At 48.2% G+C, this 20,105-nt stretch carries 15 protein-coding genes; 4 read left to right on the top strand and 11 right to left on the bottom strand.

Going from position 1 to position 20,105, the window contains the following annotated elements; all coding sequences use genetic code 11:
• Positions 1-268: 268 nt before the first annotated feature.
• From PN498_RS03305 to PN498_RS03285, 5 genes are all read right to left on the bottom strand, one after another.
• Complete coding sequence (locus tag PN498_RS03305; RefSeq protein ID WP_272061256.1) at positions 269-403, bottom strand: hypothetical protein; 135 nt, start codon at positions 401-403, stop codon at positions 269-271.
• A 29-nt stretch (positions 404-432) separates the two neighbouring features.
• Positions 433-2,331 (bottom strand): glutamine--fructose-6-phosphate transaminase (isomerizing), encoded by a 1,899-nt coding sequence (glmS, locus tag PN498_RS03300; RefSeq protein ID WP_272061255.1) that lies wholly within the window; start codon positions 2,329-2,331, stop codon positions 433-435.
• 277 nt (positions 2,332-2,608) lie between these two features.
• Positions 2,609-6,619, bottom strand: a complete 4,011-nt coding sequence (locus PN498_RS03295; RefSeq protein WP_272061254.1) for a S8 family serine peptidase — start codon at positions 6,617-6,619, stop codon at positions 2,609-2,611.
• A 592-nt stretch (positions 6,620-7,211) separates the two neighbouring features.
• Positions 7,212-8,324, bottom strand: a complete 1,113-nt coding sequence (locus PN498_RS03290) for a glycosyltransferase family 2 protein (RefSeq protein WP_272061253.1) — start codon at positions 8,322-8,324, stop codon at positions 7,212-7,214.
• Positions 8,325-8,454: 130 nt separating this feature from the next.
• Complete coding sequence (locus tag PN498_RS03285) at positions 8,455-9,489, bottom strand: polysaccharide deacetylase family protein (protein WP_272061252.1); 1,035 nt, start codon at positions 9,487-9,489, stop codon at positions 8,455-8,457.
• A 612-nt stretch (positions 9,490-10,101) separates the two neighbouring features.
• Between PN498_RS03285 and PN498_RS03280 the strand changes: the two genes are divergently transcribed.
• Positions 10,102-11,163 (top strand): Gfo/Idh/MocA family protein, encoded by a 1,062-nt coding sequence (locus tag PN498_RS03280; RefSeq protein ID WP_272061251.1) that lies wholly within the window; start codon positions 10,102-10,104, stop codon positions 11,161-11,163.
• A 199-nt stretch (positions 11,164-11,362) separates the two neighbouring features.
• Here PN498_RS03280 and gcvH read toward each other — a convergent pair whose 3' ends face one another.
• Entirely contained in the window at positions 11,363-11,758 is a 396-nt protein-coding gene (gene gcvH / locus PN498_RS03275) for a glycine cleavage system protein GcvH (RefSeq protein WP_272061250.1), read from the bottom strand.
• 238 nt (positions 11,759-11,996) lie between these two features.
• Positions 11,997-13,103: a glycine cleavage system aminomethyltransferase GcvT gene (gene gcvT, locus PN498_RS03270; protein WP_272061249.1), complete on the bottom strand. Its 1,107-nt coding sequence runs from the start codon at positions 13,101-13,103 to the stop codon at positions 11,997-11,999.
• A gap of 274 nt (positions 13,104-13,377) precedes the next feature.
• Here gcvT and PN498_RS03265 point away from each other — a divergent pair, with 274 nt between their 5' ends.
• Complete coding sequence (locus PN498_RS03265) at positions 13,378-14,712, top strand: TrkH family potassium uptake protein (protein ID WP_272061248.1); 1,335 nt, start codon at positions 13,378-13,380, stop codon at positions 14,710-14,712.
• Positions 14,713-14,743: 31 nt separating this feature from the next.
• Here the strand turns inward: PN498_RS03265 and PN498_RS03260 are convergent, their stop codons facing one another.
• The 4 genes from PN498_RS03260 to PN498_RS03245 all read right to left on the bottom strand — a co-directional run bounded on the left by PN498_RS03260 (position 14,744) and on the right by PN498_RS03245 (position 17,847).
• Positions 14,744-15,097, bottom strand: coding sequence for a hypothetical protein (locus tag PN498_RS03260; RefSeq protein ID WP_272061247.1), 354 nt, complete (start codon positions 15,095-15,097; stop codon positions 14,744-14,746).
• A gap of 169 nt (positions 15,098-15,266) precedes the next feature.
• Complete coding sequence (locus PN498_RS03255; protein WP_272061246.1) at positions 15,267-16,022, bottom strand: alpha/beta fold hydrolase; 756 nt, start codon at positions 16,020-16,022, stop codon at positions 15,267-15,269.
• A 290-nt stretch (positions 16,023-16,312) separates the two neighbouring features.
• Positions 16,313-16,447 carry a hypothetical protein gene (locus PN498_RS03250; protein WP_272061245.1) on the bottom strand — a complete coding sequence of 45 codons (135 nt, stop codon included), beginning with the start codon at positions 16,445-16,447 and terminating at the stop codon, positions 16,313-16,315.
• A 380-nt stretch (positions 16,448-16,827) separates the two neighbouring features.
• Entirely contained in the window at positions 16,828-17,847 is a 1,020-nt protein-coding gene (locus tag PN498_RS03245; protein ID WP_272061244.1) for a chlorophyll a/b binding light-harvesting protein, read from the bottom strand.
• Positions 17,848-18,650: 803 nt separating this feature from the next.
• Between PN498_RS03245 and PN498_RS03240 the strand changes: the two genes are divergently transcribed.
• Together PN498_RS03240 and rpiA are read left to right on the top strand one after the other, a co-directional pair.
• Positions 18,651-19,043, top strand: coding sequence for a nuclease A inhibitor family protein (locus PN498_RS03240; RefSeq protein ID WP_272061243.1), 393 nt, complete (start codon positions 18,651-18,653; stop codon positions 19,041-19,043).
• A gap of 104 nt (positions 19,044-19,147) precedes the next feature.
• The gene (gene rpiA / locus PN498_RS03235) at positions 19,148-19,855 is read left to right on the top strand and encodes a ribose-5-phosphate isomerase RpiA (RefSeq protein ID WP_272061242.1); all 708 of its coding nucleotides are present in this window, start codon (positions 19,148-19,150) and stop codon (positions 19,853-19,855) included.
• Positions 19,856-20,105 lie beyond the last annotated feature (250 nt).

The following is a 20,105-nucleotide window of genomic DNA, read 5'->3' as shown; positions in this document are numbered from 1 at the left end:
TAGGTGCACTTACCTACTCATACTAAGGCAGAATCCCCCCATTTATGACGTTTTGTGAGCTAAAGCTTTAGTCTCTGTTAAGAGTAAATAAATGTCGCAAAGTCTCCGAGACACCTCAGTACAGCCACTTTGCTTACTTGCACTGGACATTGATGTCTTTCCCACATTCGTATGAAAATTGAGTAAAAGTCTTGATTTGCTGATTTGATGCCAGCAATGTCCTGATGGAGCGGGCGACGGCTAGCCGTACGGACAGTCGCGATCGCGCTTACCCTTCAGGCTTAAGCCCCTGGCTCATCTCTAACACTAGCTCAGGAAATTGCGGTGATTTCAAGAGACTCCTTCCCCTCAGTTCCTCTACTTCATACAGCCCATCAACCAGCGTCAAGTTTGTGGTAATCATGGCGGGACTATGTCCAAACGTCGCTGTGCCTATTCTACGGTCACACTCTTTGCCAAGTTTCGCGGCTGATCTACGTCCAAACCACGACGGGCAGCAATGTGGTAGGCCAAGAGCTGTAGGGGAATCACTGTGAGAACGGGGGACAGCAGTTCATCCACAGGTGGGACGGGAAGACACTCATCAAAGGTCTCTTCTGCTTCCTCATCATCCATAGGCACAACGCCAATAAGTTGCGCATCTCGTGCCTTGGCCTCCTGAGCATTGGAGAGTACCTTGTCATATACACTTCCCGGCATCGCGATCGCCACCACAGGCACTTTCTCGTCCAGTAGCGCGATCGGGCCATGTTTCATTTCTCCAGCCGGATAACCCTCCGCATGGATATAGCTAATTTCTTTCAGCTTCAGTGCTCCTTCCAACGCAATGGGGAAGTTGATGCCCCGACCGATGTAGATGAAGTCCTGGGTTTCGTTGAAGCTATGGGCCAGTTCTTCGATATAGCGCTCTTGGCTTTCCAGGATCAATTCTATCTGGGCAGGAAGCTGACGCAGCCCCATCAGGATTTGCTCTAGGCGATCGCCCTTTAAGGTGCCGCGACGATAGGCTAGGTCCAACGCCAAGAAATAGAAAGCCATAACCTGAGCCGTGAACGTTTTTGTTGCAGCAACCCCAATTTCGATGCCCGCTTGGGTGTCGATGATATGAGGAACGAGTCGAGCAATCGAGCTGTCGCTCCGATTCGTAATGCCCACCATTCTAGAAGCCAGGGCTGGATCATCAGCTGCCTCTCGCCGTTTCTGCTCCATTTCAAGGGCTGCCAGGGTATCCGTCGTTTCACCAGACTGCGTCACACCAATGGTTAGCGTATTACGAGTCAAGGGCGAGGGCGAATAGCGAAACTCCGAGGCATACTGCACTAGCGTTGGAATCCCAGCCAGCTGCTCGATCAGGTATTTACCGATCAAGCTAGCGTGCCAGCTGGTGCCACAAGCCACAATCTGAATAGTGTCAATGGCATCCAGCACATCCTCTGCCAGATTTAGGGTCACAGGAGAGGTGTCGCTCTCATTAGACCAAGCATTGTCCAAATAGGTCTCTAAGCAAGTGCGAACTACTCCCGGCTGCTCGTAGATTTCCTTCAGCATGAAGTGCTTGAAGCCCTGCTTCTCCACCATGATGGGGTTCCAGTTCAGGGAGAAGGGGCGCTTCTTGAGGCGATCGCCCTCAAAGGTATAAATCTCCACTCCTAAAGGCGTCAACTTGGCCAGTTCGCCGTTCTCCAGTGGCAGCACCGCTCGCGTGTGGGGTACGATCGCCGGCGTATCCGACGCACAGAAAAACTCACCCTGCCCAAAGCCGATTATGAGGGGAGCCTGCTGACGCACGACAATCAAATCGTCGGGATAGTCTGCACTGATAATTGCGAGGGCAAACGCTCCCTCCAGCTGGTTGACGCTGACTCGGACCGCTTCAAAGAAAGGATTGTCAGCGATCGCGGTCTCCGCCGGGGGATTTTTTAGCGTTTCAGCAATGAGGTGAGGAATGACTTCGGTATCGGTATCAGATCGAAACTGATGTCCTTTCTGCTTCAGCATTTCCCGCAGTTCACGGTAGTTCTCAACAATGCCGTTTTGAACCACCGCAATGCGACTGTAAGTATCGGTATGGGGGTGGGCATTGTGTTCTTCTGGTTTACCGTGAGTTGCCCAACGAGTATGCCCGATGCCTAAACGAGCTAAATTTTCTTGCCCAGCGACCTTCTCAGACAGATTTTTTAGCTTTCCCTTGGCCCGCACACACTGAAGTTCGCCCTCTGAAACCGTAGCCAAACCCGCCGAATCATAGCCGCGATACTCTAATTTTTGTAGTCCCTCCATCAGGATGTCGCTAGCAGGGCGTGTTCCAATGTATCCGACGATTCCGCACATAGAGGTTGCTCCTTCTCGCTGAGTTTCCCAAGCACCAGCCGGGTGGATTTATTCGCTGAGTCTAGCTGAGCCATACTCTATTGCACTCAGGAGACCCTTGAAGAATTTATCGTAACAGTCCTCCCGAAACTTTCGCGTCGCCCACTCGGTTTCTCATTTATAGTTCGTCATTGCATCAAACCGACCGAAAATGATTCCTCCCTGCCCACTATTTAAGGAGCAGGGAGGCCAAATCAGACCTACATTTTGTTTAGAGATGCACCTATAGCGCGGCGACTTAAGCTATTCGACCTTCAAAGAAACCGGTCTGAATGTAATGCTGTGTAGCAGCATCCAGATTAGTACCAAAGGCGATCTGCAAGTCTGCATAACGGTTGAGATAACTCGCTGCATCGAACAAGTCAGGGCTGCGATTTTCTGAAATGCCTTGAGTGATGTAGTGCTGGGTTCCGGCATCTAGGTTGTATCCAAGCGTTTGAATCAGGTCACCATAAGACGCAATGTATTCATCCGCTTGGAAGGTGATACTGCGTCCCTCGGGATAACCTTGGCGACGGTAGTGCTCCTTACCTGCAGCAGGACTATAGCCAAAAGCATTAATTAGATCCCCATAAGACGCAATATATGCCCCTCCGTCAAAGCTGAGCAAAGGATCACGCCCTTCACGAAAACCATGTTCGATATAGTGGCGGGTCAGCGCAACTGGATTATTGCCAAAAGTAGCCGCCAAATCACTATAGGAAGCGAAGTATTGATCTTCCGGGAATAAGTCAATAGCGCGTCCCTCAAACTGACCGGACCGCTGATAGTGATCGGTTGCCGCTTGAAGGTTATAGCCGAAGGCCTGAATCAGGTCAGGGTTAGAGGCTAGATAATCATCAGCTTCAAACGTGGGTATCGGTGCTGTTGAGGACTGATTCAGAACGAGAGTGTAACCGCCCTGAACACCAGGAGCAGCTCCAATTCCGGTAAACGGATCGTAGTTTTGTGCCTGTGGACTATATCCGTTAACGCCGATATAGTAGGTGCTGCCAGCCGTGACAGAAACATTGACAGCACTTCCCGTCGTCAGGAAGTCAGCGTCGTCATTAGCCGCAATCTCAACTCCGTTGGCATTGAAGACCCGCAAGAAAGTATCTGCACTAAAGGCATCAAAGGTAAGGGTTTGAATATTGACAATGCCGCTTTGGGTCGGCGTGAAACGAAAGATATCAATATCGGCAGGGCCTCGGAAGAATCCATTGTCCTGACCGATGAAGCCAGGAACGATGGAACCTATACCGACAGCTTGAATTGAGCCACCACCAATAGTGTCGTTAGACAGCGTGCCAACTTGATTCAGCGGTAACACACGGCTACTGAAGAGATAGTCGCCCGTGTCTCCAGGTGTACCACTCGCCAATTGGAACGGGTCAAAATCTTCGTTACCGTACCCAGTGACAGCTACGTAGTAGTCCGTATTGGCGGCAATCTCGTACTGAAGCAGTGGGTCAAAAGACCCCTCATTGTCATCGTTGAGGGATAGAAGATTACCTTGGTCATCGAAAATTAAAGCAACCGCATCAACTGTATCGCTGATACTAGGCTCTGAGTAGGAGTCAATATCAATTTCTAGAATGCCTGCGGTAGGCGAATTGATTTTGACGAAATCAACGTCGCGATCGCCCACATCAAACACCTGCCCACTATCAAAGTCCGTATCAGTGCCAATCGTGCCAGCCTGTTGGGTGACAGGCAGCGGAATGATGGAGTCGTCTAGAGCTTGAGTAATACTGCCATTTTGGTCGTTATTGGCAAAGGTAACGTGTAGATCATAAGCACCGCCGTCTCCCGTTTCGCGGCGATTGTTCAAGGTGTTGGGGTCATAGTTTTGGTTATCGAAATCGGAAACACCGATGTAATAGACGTCTCCCCCTTGAACCGTGCCAGAGACAAAGCTGTCTGTTGTATGTCCAAAGAAAAAGTCGCGATCGTCGGGATCTTCAAACACCAGACCGGGGAATCGAAAATCGGTGAACTCATCCGGTTCACCTGAAATATCTACAGCCAAATCATCATCACTGGCAACCAGTTCATTACCGCTCTCATCAAAAATTCTGAGATAAGAATCGACAAAATCAGTTTCAAACGGTGTGTCGATATCGATCAGTAGCATGCCATCATCGGGAACACGGACTTCGAAGAGGTCAACATCGGCAACCCCAACCAGTTCCCCATAGTCAAAACCAATCGTGCCACCATTCACCACGGGTTCACGGCTGTCACTAAAAACAATGGGAACCGCTCCCGAAATCAATCCATTTGGATCATCATTTTCCAGACTCAATTGCAGGGCATAGCTGCCCGTGTCACCGGGTTCCCCGCTGCCTGCAACGGTTGGATCATAGTCATCGTTTAAGTATCCGCTGACGCCAACAAAATAGGTTCCTGTAGCCAGATCCGCCGTAATCCGAGAAAATTGCTCGACTCCAGGCTGGATATCATCATTTGCGGCCAGTTCCTGACCATCTTCGTCAAACAAACGTAGATAAGTATCGAAGTCATCTGGAGTATTGGGGTGGGTCCCCAGTTCCAAAGTGACCCGACCAGGGGAGTCAACCTCAAAGCGAATCATATCGACATCGGTATCACCTACTGAGGTGCTGCCTCCATCCGTCCCGATCGCCTCCAGCACCGAATTGACCGGCGAACCATCCAATCGAGGCCCGATAATAGCGCCTCGTAAGGTGCCATTGGGATCTCCTGTAGGTGCAATATCTTGAAATCGCCGTTCAATTTCAGAAACTGCGCTGTAAATATTCAAACGCAGATAGGATTCGTTACTGTTGTTGACATTGTTGTCTTCATCGTCACCGTCGAAGATGTCATCTGCCGTAGACCGCATAATCTCTACGATTTCAGCCGGGGTCAACAGCCGTCCTCCAAACAGTTGAGCAGCCTCCTGCATCAGCGCGACTGCACCTGCCACGATGGGGGATGCCATGCTCGTACCACCGCTCAAGCCAATATCACCCCCAGGAACCGTGCTAGTGATGAGGGCACCAGGTGCGAAAATAGTGTTTTCTGCTACTAAACGCTGGGTAAAGCTTGTGACTCGATCTGCCCCCGTCGTGAAGTCGATCGCACCTGACCCCCATTGGATATTCCTTTCCGAGGCATCTTGCCAAACCGCCCCGACTGCTAATGTGCTGTAAATAGCAGGGGCACCGAAATTTTGCACTTCAGTTTCCTTGTAAGAGTTGCCCCCGGCTGAGACAACCGTTATGCCTTCGCCCTCCAGACGGTTGATGATTTCACGAGTGGGGTCTCCAATTACCTGGGACTCCGAGGAGTAAAATCCGCTGCCCAGCGACATGTTGACTGCGACGATATTGTATTCTTCATGGTTGTCGAGTACCCAGCTCAGCGCATCGTAGATATCGTCGTTGCGAGCACCTAGGTTTGCATTGCTGGGAAAAACGTTCAAACCAATTAATCCCACATCTGGGGCAACGCCTAAGTTTTCGTCGCGAGCGCCCACGCTTCCAGCCACGTGCGTTCCGTGAAAATCAGGCTGTTCAGCATCTGTGAAGTTAACGAATGCCCTGAAGTTAGGTTGCAGTTCGGGATGAGAAAAATCAACTCGACTGTCAATCACAGCAACGCTGAATCCACTCCCATCAATGCCCGCGAAGTCATTGTCGTTACGGAGTTGCGTTAATCCAATGAGATCGAAAGCCGGGTTGACGCCGGGTGTTGCCTGCTCTAGTTCAACGACCTGTCCATCAAGATTCAAAACAACGCTGTCGTCCTCATGCAGAAGAGCATCCAGGTCACCTTGATCGAGCGTCAGTCCTTGAATCAAGGCAGCAAAAATAGCGCCTTCATCTCCTGCACTGTCCACAGTGTTGATACGGGCGTCTACAAAGTGACCGAGTTCTTCTACCCAGACTTCTGCAATGAGTTCAGGGGTGTCGGCATAGCGATCAACAAAATCTTCAGCTAAGTAAATGGTGTTGGTTGTAGCTGCAAAAGCACCGTTTGCTCCATTGATGTCGTCGCTAGAGCGCATTTCGATGCTCGGTAAAGCGCTCCAATTACCGGACAGAACATCTTGGAACAGAGCACCGACAGCTGCTAAGTCAAAAGTTTGACCAAAAGGCAATGTAAGGCTCTCAAGCCAGTTGGCATCTGACAAAAACTGATCAACCCAGTCTTGCCCAATCGCTAAAGCTTGTTCCAATGAAGAAAGTGATTCTAACCCTAATGGATCGGAAGATTGCTCAAGCGAACTTTGAAAAGTAGACATACTACACCTTTATCGTCTTGCGTTCCGATGTGTCTCTGACTTTTCAGGTTCTACTAGCTGAAAACACTTGTTCCGTCTTCGGTTTGAGCTGACATAGAAGCCACCTATTTCACGTCTCTGCAATTTGGAGAAAACGCGGAATGGATGGTGTTAACTAGGTACAGCTTCATGGAGAATCAGCAAGATCCTTACGACAAAGCGGTTTCAACCCTATCAAACCTGAATGAACCGTAACCGATACCACGGAGCAAGAGCTTACGGTATGGCAGACCATGACATGAAAGATTGGCCTGCACAACCAGGATCTCTCCGTGTTGTACAGAGCCATTGTGAACTGCTCACCTCAGTAGAAACAGGCAAAAACACTCCAAACCCGTTGCATGAAAATGCAAATCGGTATGCGGAACCGCACCCCGACCAGCCAAGATGTTCGAGACGATAGATGAGATGATCTCAGGGATAAATGCTAAACCGGTTGCGATCGCACGTAGGTCCTGTAGCCCTGTGCAAGCTTAGTTAAATACATCTAGCATCTTAAGGGAGCAGGGAATAGAGAATGGGGCGTGATTGACTCAAATATATGCCGCCATGATCAGCGCTGTGATGTTCCAGGGTTCTCTAGAACTAAGTCGCTCTGCATTAGGTTTTGAGTCACTCTATTGTTCTTGAAGAGCGGCTTGACAAGACGCCAGTAGGCAGAGAACAGGCTAAAAACAATTGCCATCAACCGCGAAAGAACGGATTGAGCATCGACGACGCTAGCGGAGACGTAAACATCACCAGCGTGCAGCCAGTCTTTATCCTGCTTCTTTTTCAAGGCTTGAAACGCCCGTCGCTTCTCTAAAATTTGAGGCAGACTCTGGAGAACGGCAAAGTTTGCTTTCCAATAGGTGACAAACTCACCTTTAATCAGGAGTAATGCAGCTTGAGAAAGCTCAAAGACCAATAGAGCAGGCGATATCAAAAGCAACGTTTTCCAATCGTAGAGCTTCAGCATGAAAAACCAGCGATTGCGCACCATGTAATAGGCTTTTGAGGTGCCCCGAGGCTTTTGCATATGGTGAACAATAGCCTCCGGCACATTCACACACCAGTATCCTGCGAGTGTCAGCCTCGCCACAAAATCTCCGTCTTCCCAATTAAAGAAATAGTCCTCGTCAAAATAACCAATTTCTTCAGCAGCACTGCTTTTGACTAACAGTGCACCTCCTGAAACGATATCGAAAAGCTCGTATTGAGGGCGATTATCAGAAGGCTGTGGGCGAGGAATTAGCGCACCCAGATAGTGAATGGTGCTGCCATTATAGCGATGAACAAAAAGGTCAGTGCGATCGCAGATTTCTGGATGACACGCAGCAATTCGGGGAGATATCGTCATCACCTGCATCAAACGAGACAAGGTGTCTGCCTCAAGCACGATGTCGTTATCCAGAAACAGAACATAAGCAGCATCGGTGGCTTTGAAGATAGCATTTCGAGCTGCAGCTGGGCCTCGATTGCAATCTAAACATAAGCAATTTATGCCGGGATGCTGTTCCTGCAACCATTTTTGACTACCGTCAGTAGACAGATTATCTGCGACAACGATATTGAAATCAGGATAATTCAAAGCTTTAGCAGCGTCTATCGTACTCGGCAGGCTGGACTTACCGTTGAAATTAATGATACCGATGGTCACTTTTGGGAGCTGAGTGTTTAATGCCATCTTTAAAACCCTGTTTTAAGTACACGTTGGGAGCTTGTTTGCACTGATGATAGGGAGGCTGATGTTTCGTATTTCCGACAGCTAAACAAGACTGGGCAAGGGGCATTGCAGACAGTCTTCATATAAGCAGTTAATAGATTTCTAGTGACTTGCTTCTACGCTTCAACTTAGTTCGAAAAATTCGCCAAAGTGAATGCCTTCCGTCGCCAGGAAGTCTGAAAAGATAGTCGTCCTTCAAGCGAGGAATGTAGTAAGGAGAGTCGTCAGGTAAATTAGAGTTACGCTGATCTAGGGACACCCAAAAGTTGCTAGAGTACCCCGCTATTTTTGATAGAGAAACGGCCTCCTCACTGCCGACACCCCACGGATAGCACAAGTGGTTAACTGGTCTATTTAATTTTTCCGAAAGGATTTCTCTAGACACAGTCAGGTCCTTTAGCATGTGAAATTTTCTCTGCTCATCCAACTCATAATGCTCCAATTTTTCAGAGGCATAATTCTCTTGAGCTAAATGAAATTGCTGTAGCAGTTCTTTTCGCCAATTAGCGTTTTCAAAGAAGCGCTCCCCACCTTGAGATGCAACCCAGTCAGTACAAGCCTGCCGGACTTTTACTGAATCACGATATTGAGCCTGTCCCTTGAGCCTAGGAGCGCACTCATAAATCGGTGTCCCCCAGCTCAGAGTATTGGTATAGCGCCCTTGGTCTTCAAGCCAGGGCACATCCAACGTCAATGCATCAGGAAAGCCTGGATGATAGAAGTCAACCAGTTTAGAACTCACAAAAATTCTTGAATGGTAATAGCTGTGAGATTCAATTTCGAAAACACCAGACTCGTCCATCTCGATCAGTTCTGGCCAGGAGAGCCAGTTCTTGGTATTGGTTTGCTCAACAGGGCTTGCTTGAATATAGTGTGGTACTACAAAACCAACAGCCCTAAAGCCATACGCCTTCAGCAGGGGAAAAGCAGTGGTGTACCAACTTTTCTCGCCATCATCAAACGTCAACAAGACCGACGGCTGAGTTAGTTGATATTTGCCTTTCAGGAAATCTAAAAACTCTCTAAGGGAAAGCGTAGAATAATTGTTCCGTTTTAGATAGTCCAACTGTTCCTTGAACGATTCATAGTGAATCGTATGAAACATAAAGACTGGAACCTGATTCATCAGGCTTTCTGAAGAACTATTGGTAACAAAATCAGGATACTTTTTCGAGAGAAATCTATTCAATTCAATCGGAATTTCTCTCGTTCCCTTAGCAATTTTTCGAAATATTGGTTTCATGATTCAAAATGCCGATAGCAACCGTGCATAGACACACCGCCATCTATCAGGCCTTGGAGTATTGAACTATATCGGTAGCTAAGTTGCCTCATCCCAAAGGCTGAATCTGTGATGATGACCCTAGAGATCAACTCAGCTTTGTTGTGTGAATTTTCAAAAATATTCTCAAAAGATTAAAACGCTGGTGCTCGATTGCTCAATAGAATTTTCTTTTGAGAAAGTTGCCCTCTAAAATTCAGCGTATTAGTTTCTTACCGATTAATCAAAACTATCCTGAAGACCTTTGGAATTTAGTTTAACAGGCACCGAGACCTTAGCAACCAAAAAAAGGCTCTCCAAGCCGTTGGATGAACAACAGCTTAATCTGGGCACCCTGAATATCAGGAGAGATTGCGATTATCTAGCAAAGATTGAAGATTTTTTTCAATCCTAGCCCTTGGATTTCTTCATGGTTCACGAAGCAAAATCCCACTTGAAATTTTCTGTCTAAAGTATATGAACAACGATCGCATTCGATTAGCCCAATTTGGCGTCGGGCGATGGGGCAACCATCTTCTTAGAAATTTTTTGAGTCTTTCAACTGTTAACGTTGCGGCGGTTGTGGAACCCAACGCTAATCGTCACTCAATGATTCGGAATCAGTTTGAGCTAGCCGACACCGTTGACCTTGCGACAGACGGAACAACGGTATTAGCCAGAACTGATATTGATGCGATCGTGATCGCAACGCCTGCCGCCACCCACTATGCGTTGGTCAAAGCAGCCTTAAAAGCTCATAAGCACGTCTTGGTCGAGAAACCGTTAACGCTGTCTATCCAAGAGTGCCATGAGCTGTGCGCTCTAGCAGCCGAGCACGATCGTCAGCTCATTGTGGACCATACCTACTTATTTCATCCCGTAGTTGCACAGGGTCAATCACTGCTCTCAACCAAGGCGTTAGGCAATGTGCATTATGGCTATGCCACTCGAACAAATTTGGGGCCTGTTCGCAGTGACGTAGATGCAATGTGGGATTTGGCCATTCACGACATTGCAATCTTTAACCATTGGCTCGGGGAAACACCCGCATTAGTTTCTGCACAGGGACAAACTTGGCTGCAACCTAATCGTGCTCTATCCAGTCAGCTTTCCCATGGTTCCCAAGGCATCGCCGATGTCGTTTGGATACAGTTACAGTATCCCAGTGGCTTTCAAGCAACGCTGCACGTCAGCTGGGCAAATCCAGACAAGCAAAGGCGTTTAGGTGTTGTGGGCGATCGCGGCACACTCATCTTTGACGAAATGCAGCCACAGCCCCTAGTTCTACAGTGGGGAGCATTGGAGGTGGAAGGCGATCGCTTTTGTCCTAACGGCCTTCAGCGTGAAAGCATTCCTATTCCGCAGCAGGAACCCCTCGCAGAAGTTTGCCAGCACTTTATCCAGTGCATCCAGCAACAGAACGTCTCTAGTCAATCTTCAGGACGGGTTGGTACAGAGCTAGTCAGGGTGTTGACGGCGCTTACCCACTCCCTCAATAACGGCGGCTGTGCGATCGCAGTTGCAGAGTTCGCCACCTAAGGATTCTGGTCACTGGTACACTACCGCAGAAATATAGCCTTGTGCAGCTTGGTCAAGTCTCATCTCAGTGTCTTAAGGAAGCAGGGAATAGAGAACAGGAAATGGGATATGTTTGACTCGAATGCACGCCGCTATAGGCTCACCATTCAAAACACTGGGAAAACTGATCCGCCTTAATTTTGAATCCCCCATAGCGATACTAGGTGCCCTCGACCTGATCGCGATATTCATCAGCAGACATAGCATCGTCTAAGTCTTCAAGGTTTTCTGCCTTCACCTTGAGGAACCAGGCATCCCCATAGGGGTCGTCTACGATTTGTTCGGGTGATTCAACAATAGGATCATTGCGTTCCAACACATCTCCCGTCACCGGTGATTTGAGATCCTCTACGGCTTTGACAGACTCGATGGTGCCAAAGGTCTCCCCCTTTTCGACAGTATCTCCAACTTCTGGCAACTCCAGAAAGACAATATCTCCAAGCTGATCAATTGCAAAGGCAGAGATACCAACCGTGACGACCTCTTCTTCCTCATCGACACGGGCATATTCGTGGGTATCCAAATACTTTAAATCATCGGGAAACTCAAGAGCCATAAGCCATTTTTCCTGTCAAGCACACGCTCCTAGCAAGTGTCTCACGACAATCCGCTTTATAGAGCAGTAATCCTTCTCGAAGAATAAATTATTTGCACAACGTATAACTGTAAATGCACGCTCACCCGTAGATGGCTGCGGAAGGTCACCATCTAATTAGTTCATTTCACTACGACCACGACAGGAACAAAAGCAACTCTATTCCATCCCATACAGATAAGTTGGAGAGAGGCAAAGCTTACTTACGCTTGTAAAAGGGTCTTTTGACAACCTGAGCAGGACAAGCCTTACCGCGAATTTGGACGGCTAGCGTTTGTCCGGTAGTCGCCAATGAACTGGGTACGTAGGCTAACGCGATGGGATACCCCAACGTGGGCGACAGCGTGCCGCTGGTCACTATTCCTATAGGTTGCTCTCCATGCAGAACCGGATAGTCATGCCGGGCAATATGGCGGCCTTCCATCTGTAGCCCAACGAGACGTTTTTCAACCCCCTCAGCTAGCTGTGTTTCGAGTACCTCTCGTCCCATAAAATCACCGGCACCATCTAAATGGACAAGCCATTTGAGCCCTGCTTCGAGCGGCGTTGTTTGCTCAGTAATATCTTGACCGTACAGCGCCATTGCAGCTTCAAGGCGAAGGGTATCTCTGGCCCCCAGCCCACAGGGAATGACACCGTTTTCATAAAGCGTTTGCCACAAAATTTGCCCCGTCTCAGGAGAAACCATAACCTCGAAACCCTCTTCGCCAGTGTATCCCGTGCGAGCGAGGAAAGCCGGTTGGCCCAAAACGGTTCCCTCTAGGTGTCCAAATCGGGGAACTGCGGCAAGATTCTCTGTCGTGATTCGCTGAAGCTGGGCGATCGCTTCTGGCCCTTGAACTGCGATGAGTGCGCGATCGCGTGATTCATCTGTAAAAACAATGCCGCTGGGTTTCCCACTGTTGAGATGAGTCGACAGCCACGCTTTATCTTTTTCCGTAGTGGCCGCATTGACGATTAAGACAACGCTTTCAGTGCCCGCCAACGTCGTTCCCCGATAGTACACAATTAGGTCGTCAATAATACCCCCCTGAGGATTTAGAAACACCGTATACTGCGCTGCTCCAGGTTTTAACCGGCTCAGGTCAGAAGGCACCAGCCGCTGTAGTTGAGCTAATACATTCGTGCCCTGGAGGAAGAATTTACCCATATGAGAAATATCAAACATGCCAGCGTTCTGCCGCACGGCCTGATGTTCTTGCCGGATACCACTGTATTGGACAGCCATCTCCCAGCCTGAAAATGCCGTGAAGCGTGCATTCAAGCTTGCAGAAAGAGCATAAAGAGGAGTACGTAAAAGGACCATGGCGCTGACAAAGACTGGGAGGTTGCCCCTGATTGTAAGGTGCTTGCGAAGCATTTCACGGGTTCTATCAAAGCATTTGAAGCAATCCTATCGGACAGTTGCTAGTAGTTTCACTTTTTTCTATTCATGAAGGAATAGTGTCAGCGCTTTTATTGAGCAAGTTTGAAGGGGGGGTATCTGTTTCTATCCGGCTAAAATTATGTCCATAGACAGACTGATTTTCTATCAGTTTAGCTCCATAATTTGGACTAATTCTTTTTAGCTCAAAAAAATTGTGAATAGCATTTTTAAGAATAAATTTGTTCAGAAAATCATTAGCAAGCCAGCTCGTTTTGTTTTAATCGGGTATGCATCTTACGTTTTGATAACGTGGTTACTTTTATGCTTACCAATTTGCTGGCAGGCTGATCCTATCACTCCTCTAGATAATTTATTTATTGCTACATCAGCCATCAGTACAACCGGGTTGATTACTGTTAATACCCCAGACGCTTACAATTTCTTGGGTGAGTTTATTGTTGCCTGTGCCTTTCAGGTCGGCGGCTTAGGGTATATGACACTAGGTTCCTTCGTTGTCTTATTTCGAGACAGTGAGCTATCGTCAATGCGGCAAAGAGTGGGTGAAACCGTATTCTCTCTACCCGAAGGATTCAATTTTAAGAGCTTCATACAGCACACGATTATCTTTACTGCACTTATAGAGCTTGCTGGATTTATTGGTCTATATATTGCATTTTCTAGAGAGGGTGTTCCCAATGCAATTTGGGCAGCCATTTTTCATTCTATTTCGGCTTTCTGCACAGCGGGCTTTAGTGTCTTTCCCGATAGTTTGATGGGCTTTAGAGACAATCTTTTAGTCAACGTTGTGGTAACCGTATTAAGCTTGTTTGGCGCGATCGGCTTCATTGTAGTCTCAGATGTTTGGCTCGGTTTAACTCGCCGTAGACGTAGTTTGAGCTTAACCACCAAAATTATCATCTACATCACTTTTGCTTTCATCGTAGGCGGATGGGCCTTTCTATTTTTTACGGATCCCTCCATTGTTGAATTACCCCTGAGTGAGCGGCTACTAGCATCAGGATTTCAGGCAATGACTGCCATGACCACGGTCGGCTTCAACACGCATCCGATCGAAGTACTGGCCCCTTCACCTGTACTGGTCATGGTTATTCTTATGGTCATCGGAGCATCGCCTTCAGGCACAGGGGGTGGACTCAAGACAACTTCCATATCGGCGGCTTTAGGAGCTGTCTGGGCATCCCTCCGGGGATATGAAAATGTGGTCTTCGGCAGGCGTCGTATTCCTACGGAGCGGGTCTTTGCGGCGTTTGCGGCCCTCGCTTTCTACCTCATCATGTTTTTAGTCGGTAGTGTTGTTCTGCTGTTGCTTCAGAGCCAGGCTTTTGAAGATGTTGTTTTTGAAGCGGCCTCCGCATTAGGCACGGTTGGACTTTCCAGGGGCATTACTGGAGACTTAGTTCCTTTTGGAAAACTCCTGATTATTTTTCTGATGTTCGTGGGCCGAATTGGACCGATTACCTTTGGATTAGCTCTGTTTAATCAGACTAAGCAGAGCATTCGCCATGCAAAAGAGGACATCGCAATATAGCTGAGCGCTAGCGTCCAACGTTTTGCTGAAATCAATTCGGTATTGGAGAGTCTTTGGGAAAAGAGGTATCAGAGCAGAAGGGTGTCAGCCCAACAGGTCGCAAAGTGCCCCCCGCTTTCTTTGCCTTCGGGATGGGTTCGTAATCTTGACAGCAAAGGGCGTTCTCTGAAAACGCCGATAGGGGATTCACTGGACACCGAAGATAGGGGCTGCCTGTGTGGTAAACACAGCGATCGCAGGGGATCTGATGTAGCCGTCGCAACTGCTGCACTCCATCATTCAGAGCACATAAACCCGATAGAAGAAACAGTAGCAGCAAACCCCAAATCACTATTGGAAAAACCAGCGGTAGGATGTTGTGAAAATTGTGAAGTAGGTAGGCCATGATGGGTTACGTCATGAGGGTGTTGTGGCAAAAGACCAAAGGCTCAAAGGCAGCAGGGTGAAAAAGGATTAGAGATGGAGATAGTACTGACAATTAGAGGCTGGGTTCATCGAGAGGTTCAACCAAAAGGAGTTTGTCCATCTTCTCTACAGTTTTTCTCTGCCCCTAGTCATCGTTCTGAACTTGTCAGAGCAACGTCAACAGAAGCATCAATGTCGTTCCAAAAGTTGAGGATGGCTGCCGCTGTAGATTGAGGGTGAGTCGCATGGAAGAAGTGACGGCCCTCAGGACAGAGCCAGATGCGATCGCTTTCACCCAGCCAAGGTTGCCAGCCTTGGAGCTGTAGCGGATCGACAATAGGATCTTCCTGCCCGCCACACGCCATGAGGGGTATAGGTACACTGCCAGGAAATAAACTAAACCGTCGCACCAGTGAATGCACAGAGAGCGAACCTACGAGATCTTCTTCCAGTAGTTTCAGCAAACCCGACAAACAATGCTCGCACTGATGACCGAAAAGGCTATGCACCATCTGAGTCAAAATTTGGTTGCGACTGCATGGCAATAGATCCAACTGTGTGTAGTAGTGGATTTTCCAATCTACTGCCGGATTAACGCCAACGCTTAACAGGGTGAGCGATCGCACACGCTGGGGATACTTGCGGGCATACAGCAGCCCTACCAGTCCACCCGTACCATGACCGATGAGATGAACGGGGCGATCGCGCAATTTCATATAGTCGTGCAGCAGCGTCAACGCAACCTCTAATTCGCTGGGTTCATCGGGCGATTGGAAATACCCCCAGTGCGAAACTGTCTTACGGGCGTTCAAATAAACCAACAACTGCTGTTCCAGTCGTTTGAAACTAGGATTGACGCTTAGCCAAAGAGTATCCGGTGTATTACTCAACGTCTTGGTTGTCATAAGAACTGTCCTCTAAATCGGCAACAATTTAATCGGAACTGACGCAAAGATTTTTGGCATTTGTAGCTTTAGCCATCTAGGCTTGTGCATCCAATAGCATTCAGGTCCTTAGGCCCATAGCCAGATGGCTCGCTGTCTTGTCCTAACGGAACTGGCGACGGCTATACCGCAAGACTGAAGGCATTAATAGCCCTGTGCAGCTGGGTCAAGTACATCTCAATGTTTTAAGGGAACAGGGAATAAGGTGTGCTTGACTCAAATGCACGCCGCTATAAGTTTCTCGACAAGGCTTAGGACGCCAGCAGGATAATCAGCTCAAGATCGGTTTTGACGCTATTGACCGTGAGATGAACGAGTTTGATTGGGCGATCGCAACACTCAACACGACTCCAGGCACCTAGCAAGACCACTTGCTTTTCAATCATTGAGATCCTGCAAAACCATCGTGCCTCTAGAGGCCTCTGAGGGCGTGCCAAGGCTAGAGCGAGATCGTGGCATCGCCTGCCGACAAGTGGGACAAAACCAATAGGTTCCGGCTCTGGTGGCATGATGGAGCAGACGGTCAGAACAGCAGGGGCAACAACTCGAATCAAACATAAAATTGGGTGAGTATTAGGAAAGGGGGCACTGGCTTTGTCAGGTAGTCAGGTTGGAACTAAAATGCCCCCATAAGGCTTAGGGCAACGAACTATAGCTTTAGCCATCTAGGCTTATTCACCCCATAGCATCCGAGTGCTTAGCCCATAGCCCGATGGCTCGCCGTTTTGTTCTAATGGAACTGGCGACGGCTATAGTTGCCATTTAGTTATTCCACACTAAGCGCTTTTTCGACTCGGCGAAAGTCAAAACCAATTGCTCTCAGAGCGTGCCATAAGTGTCCTTGTAAGAAGAAGAACGCTAGATAGAAGTGGGCATTAGCCAACCAGCAGCGTGACGTATGGACATTAAGCGGTAAAGCAACCGTATCCGCGAAATAGGGAGCAATGCCCAACTTGATTGTCAGAGGTGGACCGTAAAATTCGACTGGATACGCCAGCGTATTCACTGCACAGAAGTAGGCCGCAACGAAACCAGCCAGTGCGATACCTCCCAAGGAGTAAGACAAAATAGCTTCTCCGGAGAATTCAAGGACATTTCTAGCCCACTTAAGCGGCGGTACTAGAATGTGCCACACCCCACCCAAAATGAGCAAAGTTCCGACATAAACGTGCCCACCGACAAGATCTTCTAAGCTAGAGATGCTAGCAAAATGCGTCTGGTAGCCATAGATGACCAGTGGATCAAGTGTTGGCTGAACTAACCGCACGGTTTGAGTGGTGGCATCATACAAACCACCCCAGGTAGTAGCCTTGGCAACTAACAGCAACGCACCAACTCCTAAAAACAAAAGATGGTGGCCTAGAATCAGTCCCAACTGGGCCGGATCGTCCCAGTCAAAATCAAACTTACGAGCTTGACCCTTTGCATTCTTCAAATTAGCGGGCCCTTTGAAGGCATGAAACAGTGCGCCCGCTCCCAGCACTGCTGAAGAAATCAAATGGAGTGCGCCAATGACGAAATAAGGGTAAGTATCAACGACCTGACCACCATCGCCCACACCAAACCCTAAGGTGGCTAAATGTGGCAGCAAGATAAGCCCCTGTTCGCCCATCGGAATGGAGAGATCGAACCGAGAAAGTTCGAAGAGTGTGAATGCGCCAGCCCAAAGAGTAATTAATGCGGCTTGAGCAACGTGGGCTGCGATGAACAGCCCGGATTGATTAGCAAAGCGGGCATTTCCGGCCCACCAATCATACGAGACATCTGTATTGCCATAGGTTTGCATAGCAAGCTGAATCCTTAACAACAAAAGTCCAACTGAGAGAGCTTATTGAATTCAATTCCCAACAAGCTCACCATAGAATAGATCAAAGTTGTTCTCAATAGTGAAAAATGAATTTTTATGTCATCCCGCCTTCGAAAGAGATGAAGTCATTTCTACGCGATTCTACTGAGGGCACAGAAAAGCTTACAGAACAGAGGTTAAGCAATCAACATCTTCGTAACCAGAGGAAAGGATAGGTTCATCACAGCTTCTACGCTGTGCGCAAAGCTCATGAAATTTCGTCAACTATTCGTAATGCTAGTTGAGAAATAAAGTTAATAAGCAATTCTTTCAAAATGGTTTCTAGACAATCGTTAATAGAAAGTCATTGCATTAGAGCAGTGCTATTGCATCAGAGCAGTACCCGTATGGCAGCAACTGCTCATACCAAAATCGTGATGGCTCGGCATTATGGGCGAGTAGCACACTACGGCATAAATAGGCTCACCCTTCAAAACCCTGAGAAAGCTTTTTCACCTTAGTTTTGAATTTTGTAGAGCTTTGCTCTTCTCGTTCGCCTCCGTTCTCGAAGAGTAGAGTATTTTGCAGTTTGAATTCTGTGTAGCGGCACCAGGCTTAGGATAAACAGCGACCTAAAGCAGCAGATGCCGTATCGGCATACAAGATGTCAGTTTTGCCAATTCTCGAACATCCTTTGCTTTTTATCCCTTTGGTCAACGATTATATGGAAATCCGCAGACTGTGTTACAACTTCCGTAACCTTGAAAACTCTGGATCTAGCGCTATCGTTGCTCCTTTTTTCCATGTCTATCGACAGGTTGACTAACCGTATCAGAACCCTTATTCAAGGCCTTTGGTTTCCCAGTGAAACGGAAGCTCCCTGGACATTGCCAACTTGGACTTTAGAAACCGATCGCGAAACCGAAATTCGGCAGCGGCTCCGGCGAGAAAGTGACGCGCCTATTCGTGAGAGTTCAGTCCAGGATCTCATGCAGCAAATTCAACGGCGCTGTCGAGGGTATGGTAGCGATGGCCAAGCGATCGCCCAACAGCATCAGACCTTACTAGAGCTTTTGGAAAAAGAGTGCGATCGCGTCCGAGTGTTCCGCATTGGCACTATCACTGTCGATATTCTGATCGTCAGCGACGTCGCTTCACAGTACATCGTTCTACAAACCCAAAGCGTTGAAACCTGACTGCCCATCCGTCATTGCTCTACAAATTCTCTGCTAGCACTAGAAACCGTAACCGCTTTAGGTCATGCTATTACCGGACTTAGTCATTTTCGGGAGACAACGTTATGGCGGAGATGGATGCAGTTAAGCTGATGAAGCAAGCAGTGGGACGCTCAGCAGCAGCCGAGGTTCAGTCTGACAGCATTATCGGGCTAGGCACAGGCTCCACCACTGCTTTTGCCATTCAGTTTTTGGGCGATCGCTTGGCATCGGGCGACTTGAAGAACATCAAAGGTGTGCCCACATCCTTCCAGGCTTCCGTCTTAGCGAAAAAGTATGGCATCCCCCTTGTCACGCTAGATGAAATTGATCACATTGATATTGCGATCGATGGTGCGGATGAAGTCGATCCCAAATTCAACCTGATCAAAGGTGGTGGTGCCGCCCACACTCGCGAAAAAATTGTTGATAGTCTGGCAGAGAAATTCATTGTGGTTGTGGACAGCTCTAAGCTGGTTGATCCGTTAGGGTCTACGTTTCCCTTACCTGTCGAAGTCTTACCCATGGCAGTCTCTCCAGTAACTCGTGCGCTAGAGACGCTAGGCGCTACCGTAGAACTCCGCATGGGCGTTAACAAGGACGGTCCTGTCATCACAGACCAAGGCAACATGGTGCTAGACGCTAAGTTTGATGCCATCACCGATCCAGCGGGTTTAGAAAAGAACCTTAACAACATTCCAGGTGTTCTTGAAAACGGTCTGTTTGTCGGGGTTGCGTCCGATGTACTGGTTGGCGAAGTCAAAGACGGCGAAGCTTCGGTTCGCAGCTTGTAATTACGCAAGAATTGATAGCGTTAGTCGTTCAAACTTATGCACCTAATAGCGCCTAAGGACTTAGGGATAAGCCAAGAAATAAAATACCAGCTAAGAAGGAGCAACCAAGACGTCCCATTTCGGCAAGATTGCTGAGCGTTGCCAGTATTGTTCATACTCGGCCAATTCCTCTTTCGGCACAGAAACGTGTTTTGGGTAAATCCCGTCAACCAGTTGTACCAGGGGTGAAATCCCCTTCCAAGTCATGTTG

Source organism: Oscillatoria sp. CS-180, from assembly GCF_028330965.1.
Classification (GTDB): domain Bacteria; phylum Cyanobacteriota; class Cyanobacteriia; order Phormidesmidales; family Phormidesmidaceae; genus Halomicronema.
The sequence above is the reverse complement of the archived record's forward strand: the minus strand, read 5'-3'. Positions and strand labels throughout refer to the sequence as shown.